This is a genomic window from Acinetobacter sp. BY419 (assembly GCF_019038395.1).
Taxonomy (GTDB): Bacteria; Pseudomonadota; Gammaproteobacteria; order Pseudomonadales; family Moraxellaceae; genus Acinetobacter.
Genome location: NZ_JAGFXZ010000008.1, coordinates 34,414 through 48,193, shown reverse-complemented (window position 1 = coordinate 48,193; position 13,780 = coordinate 34,414). Strand labels below are relative to the sequence as shown.

Sequence of the window (13,780 nt, the reverse complement as noted above, 5' to 3'; positions counted from 1 at the left end):
CCGGATCAAACATGGCTTAATCTTGGTCTAAATATGATCGTGTATAACTAGAATGCATAATTTTTACTCGAAAATCTGAACTTAAGTCTAATTTCTACATTTCGAAAACTTTATACACTGTCATTAAGGCATTTAGCAGAATGATATCTAGTTGCAGCTGAGCTATATCAAATATGGTTATGAGGGTATTCATATTGGAAGAAATGCTCGGTATTTAGCAATGTGATAATACTATTCAGCTAGATTTTAATCGGTATACTAGAATCTCTTGTATAAAAAGTAGCAATATCAGGAAAGACAATGACTGCACGTATTCAAAAAGGCAAGTTAGCGATTGCTAAAGAACTTTACGATTTCATCGAAAATGAAGCACTACCAGGTTCTGGCTTAGACAGCGAAACATACTGGAAAAACTTTGAACAAGTCGTTGTTGATCTTAGCCCTAAAAATAAAGCACTTTTGGCTAAGCGTGATGACATTCAGGCGAAAATTGATGAATGGCACCGCAATAACACATTTGAATTACAAGCTTACAAAGCTTTCTTGACTGAAATTGGCTACTTGTTACCAGAAGTAGAAGATTTTCAAATCAGTACTGAAAATGTAGACGAAGAAATTGCCGTATTGGCAGGTCCACAGCTTGTGGTGCCAGTACGTAATGCACGTTACTGCCTGAATGCTGCAAACGCACGCTGGGGTTCTTTATACGATGCGCTTTACGGCTTTGACGTAATCTCTGAAGAAGATGGCGCAGAGAAAGGCAAAGGCTATAACCCGAAACGTGGTGCGAAAGTTATCGCATTTGCGAAAAACTTCCTGGACGAAACCTTTCCATTGGTTGCAGGTTCTCATGCAGATGCAACTCAATATGCCATTGAAGAAAATGCCTTAGTTGTAACGCTAAAAGATGGTTCAACCACAACTGTTGCAGATAGCTCTAAATTTGTAGGTTATAACGGTGAGGCATCTGCGCCGACTGAAGTTGTTCTTAAAAATAATGGTCTGCACGCGATTATCCAGATTGATGCATCAAGCGCAATTGGTCAAACCGATGCTGCGGGCGTAAAAGATGTTGTTCTTGAAGCTGCAGTAACCACCATTCAAGACTTGGAAGACTCTATTGCAGCTGTTGATGCTGAAGAGAAAGTTGAAGGCTACCGTAACTGGTTAGGCCTGATGAAAGGTACTTTAGAAGAGTCTATTGAGAAAAACGGTAAAACTGTTAGCCGTAAACTGAATGAAGACCGTAGCTTTAAAAATCTTGAAGGCGGTAAGACGAAAGTTCATGGTCGTTCCTTGATGCTTCTTCGTAACGTGGGTCATTTAATGACAAACCCTGCCATCCTTGTAGATGGCGAAGAAATCTATGAAGGCATCATGGATGCATTGGTAACACCACTCCTTACGATTGCAGATATCCGTGGTGAAAACACCATCAAGAACTCGCGTCAAGGTTCAATGTATATCGTTAAACCGAAAATGCATGGTCCTGAAGAAGTTGCATTTGCAGTTGAATTGTTCGAGCGTGCTGAACAGGCGCTTGGCTTACCTGCAAAAACTTTAAAAATCGGGATTATGGATGAAGAACGCCGTACATCTGTAAACTTGAAGAACTGTATTGCTCAAGCCAAAGATCGTACCATCTTCATTAACACAGGCTTCATGGACCGTACGGGTGATGAAATCCATACCTTAATGGAAGCAGGTCCATTCGTTCGTAAGGGCGAGATCAAAGGCCAGGTATGGTTCCCAGCATACGAAAACCGTAACGTGATGATTGGTCTGCAAGCAGGTCTACGTGGTAAAGCGCAAATTGGTAAAGGTATGTGGCCAAAACCAGACATGTTGCTTGACATGTACAAGACCAAGACTGAGCATCCTGAAGCGGGCGCAAGCTGTGCATGGGTACCATCTCCAACAGGTGCGGTGATTCACGCGATTCACTATCATCAAATTAATGTTGCAAAACGTCAGCAAGAACTTCTTGAGACTGAAGCGTTGCCACTTGATGACCTGTTAACGCCACCACTTGCAAAAGATACAAACTGGACAGAAGAAGAGAAGCTCAAAGAGCTTGAAAACAACTGTCAAGGTATCCTGGGTTATGTCGTTCGTTGGGTAGATTTAGGTGTGGGTTGTTCTAAAGTGCCAGATATCAATGATGTCGGTTTAATGGAAGACCGCGCGACTCTACGTATTTCTTCACAACACGTTGCCAACTGGTTGCGTCATGGGATTGTAAGCCGTGAGCAAGTAGAAGAAGTCATGCAACGTATGGCGAAAATTGTAGATCAGCAAAATGCCAATGATCCACTTTACACGCCAATGTCTGCTGACTTTGCCAACAATATTGCGTTCCAGGCAGCATCTGACTTGATCTTTAAAGGTGGCGAGCAGCCATCAGGTTATACCGAGCCGCTTTTACACGCAGCACGTTTAAAGTTGAAAGGTTATACAGGTGACTAATCCAATCCTATCTAGCTGAAAAAAGCCTCTTCGGAGGCTTTTTTATTGTCTAATGGTAAGTCGTTGTCGTTCTGACTGGAAATTTTCTAGCTGAACTCTTAAAGTGAGGCAAAGCATGTGAGGAAATAATAAAATGATGACGGTATATCAGAATTTAGACCAGCAGTTTATTCATGGTCAGTGGCAAGCCGGTACTTCAACCAGAATAATAAAAAATATCAATCCTTATACCCAGAGCGAAATTTTTAGTATGGCAGCTGCCAGTTCTGTCGAGGTGGACAGTGCTTATAGCGCAGCAGAGCAGGCTTTCCAGCAGGGTGTCTTGAATCCCATTGAAGTACGTAAAACAGTGCTGCAAAATTTAATCACCATCATTCAGCAACGTCAGGCCGAAATCATTGACTGGCTCATTATTGAATCAGGCAGTACGCGTTTTAAAGCCGGTCTTGAGCTAAAGGCTGCTTTGGGCATTATTCAGGAAAGTCTGGCATTTCCAGATCAGCTCAAAACTGACCAGCTCGAAAGTAAAGATCCAACGCGCAAGAGTTTGGTTTTGCGTAAGCCTTTAGGGGTAATTGCGGTCATTAGTCCATGGAACTTTCCATTTCATTTGTCTTTACGCTCGGTGGCAACTGCAATTGCCTGCGGCAATACCGTTGTACTGAAGCCAGCCAGTGATACGCCGGTGACTGGTGGCACCTTAATTGGCAAGCTATTTGAAGAGGCCGGTTTGCCTGCCGGTGCACTGAATATTGTTGCTGGTGCTGGAAGTGAAATCGGGGATTATTTTGTCGAGCATCCGGTACCAAAAATGATTTCATTCACTGGTTCCACAGAAGTTGGGCAGGGAGTTGGCAGCAAAGCCTTGGCCAGTTCCCGAATCAAGCGTCTCGCGCTTGAACTGGGGGGGAATGCACCCTTGGTTATTCTGGATGATGCCGACCTTGATCTAGCTGTTGATCTCACCCTGAAGGGACGGTTTATACATCAGGGACAAATTTGTATGAGTACCAACCGGGTGATTGTCGATGCCTCCATTCATGATGTTTACGTGGATAAACTCTTGGATCGGGTGAAAATGATTCCAGTGGGTGATCCAAACCTGGAAGATACAATCATCGGGCCAATCATTAATCAGAGTCAGGTCAAAAAGCATCAGCAGATCATTCAGACAGGCAGTGAGCAGGGTGCAAAGCTGGTCTATGAAGGTGGAATTGAGGGGAATCTGGTCTATCCTCATATCTTCACTGAGGTGACAGCAGATTCTGATTTGGCACAGCAAGAAAGTTTCGGTCCGATTTTACCCATCTTGAAGGCGAATGACGAAGCCCATGCCTTAAACTTGGCCAATGATACGGACTTTGGGCTGTCCAGCGCCGTATGTACCTCAAATATTGAGCGAGGGCGTACTTTTGCTGCACAATTGGATGCCGGTATGACGCATATTAATGGGATCAGTGTTGCTGATCAGCCTAATGCGCCATTTGGTGGCGAGAAAAATTCAGGTCTGGGTCGTTTTAACGGGCGCTGGATTTTTGAGGAGTTTACCCGGACACACTGGTTGACCGTGCCGAATTCTTAACAATCAAGATGTTTAGAACTATAGAAATACTACAGGCTAAAACTTGGTAGCACGTATAATCTCATAGATGAATGATTTACATGTATGAGCCATGTGTGCCAACTTTAAACCTTTAACCCAAGAACAGTTGCATAATCTGGGATTGCCAGAAATTTCTTTTGAATATCCAGAAGAGGTCTATCCCAATTACGCCACACCGCTTTTATTCCACTCAGTCCAGGGACTGGAATGGCGGTCCGTGAATTTTGGCCTTATTCCGAAATGGGCAGAAGATAAAAGTATTGGTACTAAGACCTATAACGCCAGAAATGAGACTTTACTTCAAAAGCCTAGCTTTGCTGAGGCCACGGCCAAATGCCATTTTGGTGTTATTCCGGTATCCGAATTTTATGAGTCCAAATATTTTGACAATAAATCACAGCGCTGGGGTGTAAGGCGTAAAGATGGGCAAGCGACTTTTATTGCAGCCGTATATGAGATTGCACGGGTACGAGGAGAAATTGTACGATCTGCCAGCATGATTACCATGGACGCAATTGACCATCCCATGATGAAAGAATTTCATGAGCCGGGTAATATCAAACGTTCGGTAATTATAATTCCTCAGGAGCAACTGCAAGAATGGTTGACGCTGAGTCATCCGGATATTCGCAGCTTTGTAGAGGGCTTTCCGGTAGAAGAGTTTGAATGTTCACATGTACCTAAAGAAAAAATCAAAAAAGTCAGTCCGCAACTGAACTTTTTTGATTCTTAGAAAGCTCTGGCGAATTATTTATTATTAAGTATGTATCAATTCGCCAGCATCTATTTAAACTAAAAAAATAAGACTCTTAACGAGCTAAATTTTTAAAAATATGACGTAAACTTTCCATGGTTTTTTCAATTTGCAAAGGCGTCAGGCCGTCAAATGACTGTTCCAGTACGATATTGGTCAGATCATTGATCTTATGTGTCATTTGCGTACCTTTTTCGGTCAAAATTACCCGGGTAATCCGTGCATCATCCTCACATGAATAAGTTTCAACCAGACCTTCATCTTTTAAGCGGTAAACAATTTTAGTCGTGGTCGACATTTTAGAGACAACCATCTCTGATAAGTCAGAAACACTGGCATGCGGTTTGGTTCTTAAGGCAAGAAGGATGCGGCGACGGGAATTGTCGACACCATACTTTTTTAGTGCATGATCGACATTAAGGACGTATTGAGCATGAACCTGAGTCACCCAATAATATGGGAAGTTTTCTAAATTAAATTCTTCCGTACACGGCAAAAATTTTGCATATTTCTTAGTCATGAAATGTTCCTTGTATTTATTTTTCTAGGGCCCGTTCATTTTATGAAAAAGTTTATGCATGTTTCAACCTTTATTTTGAAAATGTTAGGGGTTTGACACTTTTTAGTTTTGCTTAACAGCCTCAAATATTGATCAGCTCTGCCTGCGAGCCCTTATCAGGCGCGGCGATTGCTTTTTTAAATCAGATGAAAGGCGATAACATTTTGTATAAATTTAATTCTTCATGCTGTATGAGCGAGTAGAAACGCTTCACAAGACACTTTTTTATTCTTAATTCACACTGTTTAAGTATTATTTAATAAAAATCATTGTATTTTAATAAATTAAGTTATTTAGGCTCTATGCGGCTATGGAGTGGTTTTTTATGAATATAGTAAGTTAACATTCGAAGCTATATTTTTAAGTGATTGTTCTTTCAATAAAAAATATTTTATCCTTTCATTTTTAAGTGACCTTAAAAATATAGGGACAATTGAAAGCGAACTGCTGCTTATTCTTAATTAAATTAGACAGTTTATATAGGAAAAATTGGATCTAATCAGTTTCAGCATCAACTTGGTCATTTGTAAAAGCCTTAACGAAATCATGATCATGTAATTTTTTTGTAAATTAATACATTACAAAATACTCAGTTTATGCATAATGGAATGGTCTTAAGTTACACAGGTTAAATTTAATGGATCCCTCGCCGTGCGTTGATCTTCCATCTCTATTTCTAGCTTACTCGAACGGGGTAATTCTCTAATGGAATTTTTATTAGATCCCGGAATCTGGGTAAGTTTAATTACTCTTATTATTCTTGAAATTGTTTTAGGTATTGATAACCTAGTCTTTATTGCCATTCTGGCTGAAAAACTTCCTCCTGAACAACGTGATAAAGCCCGTGTCATCGGTCTTTCACTTGCATTATTCATGCGTCTGGGACTGTTATTTGCTATTGCCTGGCTAGTCACCTTGACTCAACCCTTGATTACCCTATTTGACTGGACCTTCTCCGGTCGGGACCTGATCCTGTTATTTGGTGGCTTGTTCCTGGTGTATAAGGCTGTTACTGAGTTGCATGAAAAGATAGAAGGTAAGCCTGAAGTCAAACTGACTACCAAGGTGGTTTATGCAAGCTTCACTGCTGTTGTTGCTCAAATTGTTGTTTTAGATGCTGTTTTCTCTTTAGATTCAGTGATTACCGCAATTGGTATGGTCGACAATATTTACGTCATGATGGTTGCAATGATTGTTGCGATGGGCGTAATGCTACTGGCGTCGAAATCATTGACCAGCTTTGTGAACCGCCATCCAACCGTGGTCATTCTGTGTTTGAGCTTCCTGCTTTTGATTGGTATCAGTCTGATTGCAGAAGGTTTTGGTTTCCATATTCCAAAAGGCTATATCTACTCGGGTATTGGTGTCGCGATCTTGATCGAAGCATTCAACCAGTTCGGTCAGCGTAATGCAGCAAAACATGAATCCAAGATTCCTTTGCGTCATCGTACGGCTGACTCCATCCTGAAATTAATGGGTGGCAAGCTGGAGACGACTGATATTCAAAATAATGAAGCACAAGAAGCCTTTGCAGATGAAGAGCGCTATATGATTGGGGGGGTTCTTACCCTTGCAGAGCGTTCAGTCGCTTCGATCATGACGCCGCGTGGTCAGATTTCATGGGTCGATCTGGAAGATAGCCCAGAACAGATCCGGGAAAAAATTCTTTCCGTTCCACACAGCCTGTTCCCGGTATGTCGCGGTAGCCTGGATAAGGTGATTAGCATAGTACGTGCCAAGGAATTACTGGATGTGCTGGAAGAGCCGGAAGAGTTAAAAGCGCTGATCAAACGTCATCGTCCGATTTATATCTTTGAAAAAATGAAAGTTATTGATGCAATCAATACCTTGCGTACCTCTAAAGGTTCTTTGGTTTTGGTCAGTGACGAGTTTGGTAATGTGCAGGGTCTGATTTCACCGCTAGACGTGTTTGAAGCGATTGCTGGTGAATTCCCTGATGCAGATGAACAGCTGGATCTGATGAGAGTCGATGATACGCACTGGATCGCATCGGGCATGTTAGACCTGTATCAGCTTGAGCTTGAGCTTGGCATGATTGATCTGATTGATGAAGATGCGGGTTATATCAGTGTTGCAGGTTTGATTCTGGACAAGACTAACAGTACGGTTGAAGTAGGTACCGAGTTAAATTATCAAGGCGTGCAGTTCAAAGTCACTGAAGTCGAAAGCAATCGTATCAAGTCGGTGAGTATTCATTACGCGGCTTAAACTATTGTTTTAAATATTTTCTTTGTTCAAATTTTAAAAGTCAGTTGCTCTAGTGGTAGCTGGCTTTTTTAATGCATGTCTGTTGAATCTGGTTCATTAAAAAACTTAGGAAAATAAAGTTAGCGCATTGTTTGAACTGATTTTTATTGGTCTATTCATACTATCATTCATGTTCTAGATTGGGCGGAATATCTTGGTAATACACTGAGATTTTGAAGTCAAAACAGCCAAATCATCTATGAAATAGGCTAGATCAGGCGCTAGATATCGATCTATATGGCCTGTTAATCAAAACTTAAAAGTAGCATTTAGATGTTGGCAGATAATTAAATTACAATTCACATGAACTGAATTGGTCGTATGCAAAAATATTTCAATTGAAGCGGAAATAGTTTCTATGGAAATCACTAGATAAATTGCATGAAGCTGAAACAATCTGGCAGAGTGCTTTTCAAAATGATTCTGGAGAGGATTCAGAGAGAAACATCTATAGACACCTCCACCCAACAAGTGAGCAGGACAAATCTAAATAGGGGTGTTTACCTATTGAAGTGAACAAACACCCCGTGAAGCAAACAGTAAACTAAATGGAATCCGGCAGAATTTTAAAGTTGGCGTACTGTCGAATTGTTTCAGTATTGAGCTGATGTATTTCATCCAGAAAAGCGACATTAAAACTGCCTAACTGTTGTGCACGCTCAAATGCCAATTGACCGGCAATTGCAAAATGTACATGTGCGGTTAATGCAGCAAGGGCGGGGGAAGTCACCGCACTATAGGCAGCAATCAGCGCACCAAGCGCACATCCCATCGCCGTGATACGTGGTTGTAAAGCAGAGCCTCCCGATACCTGTATCACAGGATATTCTTTTGAAATTATGTAATCGGATTCGCCGGAGATTGCGATGCATTCACAATGATCCAGCAAACTTTGAGCCTGTAGATACACATCCGCACTGTCTACCGTGCTGTCCACACCTTTTGATTCGATCTGCTTGCCGGCCAAAGCTCCAATTTCAGAGGCATTGCCCCGTAAAATCGCAGGATGGGAATGCATGAGTTGATCTACGGCACCAGAACGCCAGTGCAGAACTGTGCCATAACCCACCGGATCAAGCACCCAGGGTTTTTGCAGCTGATGTGCAGTTTCCGCAGCAATCTGCATCGCCTGTACCTGCTCTGCCGTCGGTGTCCCCAGATTCAGACTGATTGCTGCTGCAATCTTGGCAAAACTTTCAGCTTCAAACGGATTGTCGATCATGGCCGGAGACGCATGGGCGGCCAGTACAATATTGGCCACATAATTGCTGGCCACAGTATTGGTCATGATATGCACCAATGGCTGCTGTTGCTGGAGTTTTAACCAGGCCTCACAGATCTGGTCCAGAAGCGTTTGCTGTAATGCTTGCATCGAAGTCGTCATCATGGTTATTTAGAATAAGAGAAAGATTCGTTATATTCGGTCAGCGGGTAAAATAATGATCTTGATGCTTGCAGCTACGACAGAACAGGCTGACATAGTCACTGGCATCATAATCTACCGAAAGTTCTTGTGAACCGCAGTGCATGCAGCGCTTCTGGGAATAAAATTTCAGACGAGGTTCGATCTTATGCCACGAACGCCAGACCGGCTGAAAGAAGATATTTTCATCATAGCCCAGAAAACGGTAAAACAGGATTTCGCTCATCTTGCTAAATGCCAGTTGAGGTGGGCGCGGCAGAGTAGAGGTTTCCCATTTCTCGGTGACGGAACGTTCCCGGTACTGCTGCAAGGTTTTTTTCAGCAGATTGGTATTAATGAAATTTTCATTGCGTGGCTTAAGAGCTTTTTGTTTGTACAGATATTCCAGTCCGGTCTGCACCAGATAATAAATCTGTCCCACGGCCAATACATCTAAAAGACGATAACAAAAAGTCTGAAAACTCTGATTTCCGGCAATCTGCACATTCCAGCTACGGCAATAGAATTGAGCAAACTGAATGATTTCTTCATACAACAGGCAGTAGAGTGCATCTTTGACTTCATCTGCACTTTTAAAGGGCACACCTTGACTCAGGTTTTGATAAAACCAATGCCGCAGCTGCTGGGTAATACTGAACAGGGTCGGTTCAGAATAGCCATCCAGACGCACATTAATATAATAGTGCTGGTTTTCCTGCTGGACATCTTTGGGAATTAGCACCTGATCCCGGATCAGGCTTTTCACCAGACCATGTTGGAACAGATAATTTGGACTGATGGAATAATATCGAATTTGATGCCAGTCAATATATTCGCGGTGCTGGCTATATTCCTGAACTTGTTCATCCAGAACCGAAAGTAAAAACAGTTTATTGATAAAACTGAGCTGGTTCAGCTCAAGAACTGGTCGATCCTGTTTTTTATGATATTGACGGTTTTCCTGTAAACGGACTTCCTTGAGCATGCGTTTACGCTGTGCCAGACATTGTTCGCAATAACAGTTATGTTTTTGATCTGAATAAAGCTGATGCTGGCAATGGCTACATTCATGATAGCTCACGTCCTGATCATATTGTTCTGCCTCAATCCAATACATCGATGCTTTACACAGCGGGCAGTGGGTGCTTTCGTCAAGCTGTTTTTGCAGAACACTGAATACCATGGTCGCGAGCAACTCTAGAATGGACGGGCATTTGATTATACACGGCTGATGCGAGGCAAACGTAGTGGATGGGTGCAATTTTTCTAAATCAAAAACAGCCCCACAAACAGGAAAGAGCTACCGAAGTAGCTCTGATTTTAAAAACATGAACTGGCGATTTTTAAACCGGGCAGGGTAATGTGTCGTCTGCCTCTCCACGGTGTTTGGCGTGAATTAAGGCCTGAACCTTTTTAGATGGGACCTTTTTGGTACCCAGTGCATCGTAGGTGTTGAGAATGGCAGTCACTTCATGGGCCTGAAGCGGAATACCTTCACAGCTCATTAAGAGCGCAATCACTTTATGGTCAATATTGGCCTGGTCCAAGATCTGCAAAGTTTTGATATTTTCGATCCGTACAATATGCTGTTTTAGATACATGGCTCACCTCATCGTTATCATTATTTTTTCATTGGAAGTGTGGAAAACACAGTTTAACTGTAGCAAGAAGCATGCTCGTTTTTTAATCTAGATTTATGCAGTAGTCAGAAAATAAAATTATATGTTTTTGAATCAGTAGTTTATAAAAAATGTAAGAAATGATGATCCCGATGGTTTTTATGGCATAGATATTTCTTATATAGAGCGGAATGCTGCTCAATTAGGCAAAATGCATTGAAAGTGGTGCACGCAATGCCCATATTAGATCTAACAATACAAATGCACAGACAGCGTTTCAAACTTGGCGTATGATTTTGACATGAACAATGTCGAACACGATAAAAGATTAGGACAGGACATGAATATTGCGGCAAACCCGGTGATCGAAGCGGATCAAACCATTTATTTAAAAGACTATCAAAAGCCTTCCTTTGTTGTCGATTCTATCGACCTGAATATTCAAGTCTACAGTGACCACAGTCTAGTCAGCAGCAAACTGCAAATGCAGCGTCAAACTGCTGGCGATCTGGTCTTGCTTGGCCGGGATCTGGAGCTGCAATCGATTCAGTTAAATGGTCAAATACTGACTACGAATGACTACAGTCTGGACGCTGAACAACTGGTTATTGCCAATGCACCTGATCAAGTCTCGCTTGAAATTGTGGTTAAAATTCATCCGGAAAGCAATACCATGCTGGAAGGTCTGTATCAGGCCAGTTCAGATCTGTTTGTGACCCAAAATGAACCAGAAGGCTTCCGTAAAATTACTTTTTATCCGGACCGCCCTGACGTGCTGTCGGTCTTTACGACTCGGGTAGAAGCAGACAAGAAATATCCTGTCCTGCTTGCGAATGGTAACCTGCTGGAAACCGGTGAAGTAGATGCCAATCGTCACTATGCCGTGTGGCAGGATCCAACCAAAAAACCGAGCTATTTGTTTGCCTGTGTGATTGGTGATCTGGCGGTGATGAAGGACTCGTATGTCACGTCAGAAGGCCGCAATGTGGCCCTTGAAATCTATGCAGAAGAAAAAGATATTCCAAAATGCAAAATTGCCATGGAGGCCCTCAAACATTCCATGCGTTGGGATGAAGATCATTATGGTCTACCCTATGATCTGGACAATTACATGATCGTGGCGACCAGTGCATTCAATATGGGTGCCATGGAAAATAAAGGTTTGAATATCTTTAATACTTCATGTGTGCTTGCCGATGAAGAATACACCACAGATGCCGCAATCATGCGGGTACAGTCGGTGATTGCGCATGAATACTTCCATAACTGGACCGGTAACCGGATTACCTGCCGTGACTGGTTCCAGCTTTGTTTGAAAGAAGGCTTAACGGTGTTCCGTGACCAGTCTTTCTCGGAAGATTTACAGTCTGCGGCGGTACAGCGTATTGATGATGTGGCGGTTCTGAAAGCGCATCAGTTCCCTGAAGATTCAGGACCATTGTCGCATCCACCACGCCCGGATCATTTTGTGGAAATTAACAACTTCTATACTGCCACCGTGTATGAAAAAGGCGCGGAAATTAACCGCATGATGGCGACCTTGCTGGGTAAGGAAAAATTCCGCCAGGGTACCGATGAGTATTTCCGCCGTCATGATGGTCAGGCGGTCACTGTTGAAGACTGGGTAACTGCACTCACAGCAGGTTCAGGTGTAGATCTGTCTAATTTCCTGACCTGGTATAACCAGCCGGGTACGCCTAGACTTGAAGCAAAAGCTGAATATGATATAGAGACACAAATCTATCGTCTCAGCTTCAAGCAAAGCCTGAAAAATCATGTTAAATATCCGAATCTAAAAGCGGTACCCATTCCAGTGGCTTTGGCGCTGTTTGATGCCAAAACCGGTGAGCAGCTGAAGCTGAATTCTGATGCCTTGTTTGAAAATGGCGTCAAAGATGGGGTGTATCTGTTTGATCAGTCTGAAGCGACAATCGAGTTTAGCGGTGTTACAGCAAGGCCGGTGGTGTCCTTACTGCGTAATTTCTCTGCACCGGTGAATCTGGATTTTGACTATTCTGAACAGGAACTGGCTTTCCTGTTGCAATACGAGACCAATGGTTTTAACCAGTGGCAGGCGACCCAGACCTTACTTGAACGTATCCTGCTGGATGATCAGCCCGCAGAGATTTATATCCAGGCCATGCTTAATACCTTGCCGGATGTGATTGAAAAAGATCCGCTGCTGGCATCACGTCTGTTCGATGTGCCGTCTGAAGGTTATTTGGGCAGCCGTATTGATCAGGATTATAATCCGGCCATGATTCAGGAAAAGCGTGAGGCTTTGCTGCATACCTTGGCTCGTGCCTTTGGAGAGACAGCGAAAGAAACTTATCTGAGTCTGGATCCAGACCTGCAATCTGATTTCTCGCAAGCGATGGGTGTGCGTGCCTTAAGAAACATCATGCTCACGATGATTGCCCGTCAGGGCGATGCAGCTGCCTTTGATTTAGCATTTGAGCAGTATCATTCGGGTAATATGTCTGAACGTTTGGGTGCACTGAAAGTGCTGGTCTGGAATGATGCACCACAAGCGCAAGAAGCTTTGGCAGATTTCTATAGCCGCTTTGAAGACGAAGCCTTGTCTTTAGATCAATGGTTTATGGTGCAGGCAGCGCATCCAAAAGCAACGGATGCAACCATTGCGTATCTGACGCAGCATCCGGATTATGATCTGGCAGTACCCAACCGTATCCGTGCAGTCAGTGGTGGTCTGAATGCTAACCCAGTCAATACCTGGAGCTTTGGTGTACAGCATTTTATTGGTCTGGCGAAATATCTGGATGAGAAAAATCCGATTGTGGGCTCACGTTTGCTGCAGGTGTTGTCGCGCTGGTATACCCTGGCAGAACCGCAGCGAGGTGTAGTGAAAGCTCAGTTGGAGGCATTGAAACCATTGGTTAAATCTAAAAATGTATCTGAGACATTAAACAGTATGCTTAGCGTATAACCTCAAATATCCTTAAAAAAACTGGATCGATATGATCCGGTTTTTTTATCTATTTTTATGTCAAATGCTGGCTTTAAATACATTTGAAATATCTGTATGGCCGATGTGACTGCTAAAGGTTGTATACAGTATGACTATATGGAAAAGGGTACTTGTTTATTA

General features: G+C 42.7%; 9 protein-coding genes. 5 read left to right on the top strand and 4 right to left on the bottom strand.

Annotated elements, in window-relative coordinates:
- The first annotated feature begins 300 nt into the window (after nt 1-300).
- The 3 genes from KUG37_RS04865 to KUG37_RS04855 all read left to right on the top strand — a co-directional run bounded on the left by KUG37_RS04865 (nt 301) and on the right by KUG37_RS04855 (nt 4,802).
- Nucleotides 301-2,466 carry a malate synthase G gene (locus tag KUG37_RS04865; RefSeq protein ID WP_216934921.1) on the top strand — a complete coding sequence of 722 codons (2,166 nt, stop codon included), beginning with the start codon at nt 301-303 and terminating at the stop codon, nt 2,464-2,466.
- 133 nt (nt 2,467-2,599) lie between these two features.
- The gene (locus tag KUG37_RS04860) at nt 2,600-4,048 is read left to right on the top strand and encodes an aldehyde dehydrogenase family protein (RefSeq protein ID WP_216934919.1); all 1,449 of its coding nucleotides are present in this window, start codon (nt 2,600-2,602) and stop codon (nt 4,046-4,048) included.
- 91 nt (nt 4,049-4,139) lie between these two features.
- A complete protein-coding gene (locus tag KUG37_RS04855) occupies nt 4,140-4,802 on the top strand; it encodes an SOS response-associated peptidase family protein (RefSeq protein ID WP_216934917.1) in 663 nt (220 codons plus the stop codon).
- Nucleotides 4,803-4,878: 76 nt separating this feature from the next.
- Here the strand turns inward: KUG37_RS04855 and KUG37_RS04850 are convergent, their stop codons facing one another.
- Complete coding sequence (locus tag KUG37_RS04850; RefSeq protein ID WP_216934915.1) at nt 4,879-5,343, bottom strand: MarR family winged helix-turn-helix transcriptional regulator; 465 nt, start codon at nt 5,341-5,343, stop codon at nt 4,879-4,881.
- Between the two features lie 744 nt (nt 5,344-6,087).
- Here KUG37_RS04850 and KUG37_RS04845 point away from each other — a divergent pair.
- Nucleotides 6,088-7,611, top strand: coding sequence for a transporter associated domain-containing protein (locus tag KUG37_RS04845; protein WP_216934911.1), 1,524 nt, complete (start codon nt 6,088-6,090; stop codon nt 7,609-7,611).
- A gap of 583 nt (nt 7,612-8,194) precedes the next feature.
- Here KUG37_RS04845 and thiM read toward each other — a convergent pair.
- The 3 genes from thiM to KUG37_RS04830 form a co-directional block, all read right to left on the bottom strand.
- Nucleotides 8,195-9,043, bottom strand: coding sequence for a hydroxyethylthiazole kinase (thiM, locus tag KUG37_RS04840; protein ID WP_216935006.1), 849 nt, complete (start codon nt 9,041-9,043; stop codon nt 8,195-8,197).
- Nucleotides 9,044-9,074: 31 nt separating this feature from the next.
- On the bottom strand, nt 9,075-10,235 hold the full coding sequence (locus tag KUG37_RS04835) for a hypothetical protein (protein WP_216934909.1): 1,161 nt from the start codon (nt 10,233-10,235) through the stop codon (nt 9,075-9,077).
- A 160-nt stretch (nt 10,236-10,395) separates the two neighbouring features.
- Entirely contained in the window at nt 10,396-10,653 is a 258-nt protein-coding gene (locus KUG37_RS04830) for a hypothetical protein (RefSeq protein ID WP_216940244.1), read from the bottom strand.
- A gap of 358 nt (nt 10,654-11,011) precedes the next feature.
- On the opposite strand from KUG37_RS04830, the gene pepN reads away from it, so the two are divergent.
- Nucleotides 11,012-13,618: an aminopeptidase N gene (gene pepN, locus KUG37_RS04825; RefSeq protein WP_216935005.1), complete on the top strand. Its 2,607-nt coding sequence runs from the start codon at nt 11,012-11,014 to the stop codon at nt 13,616-13,618.
- Nucleotides 13,619-13,780: the final 162 nt, after the last annotated feature.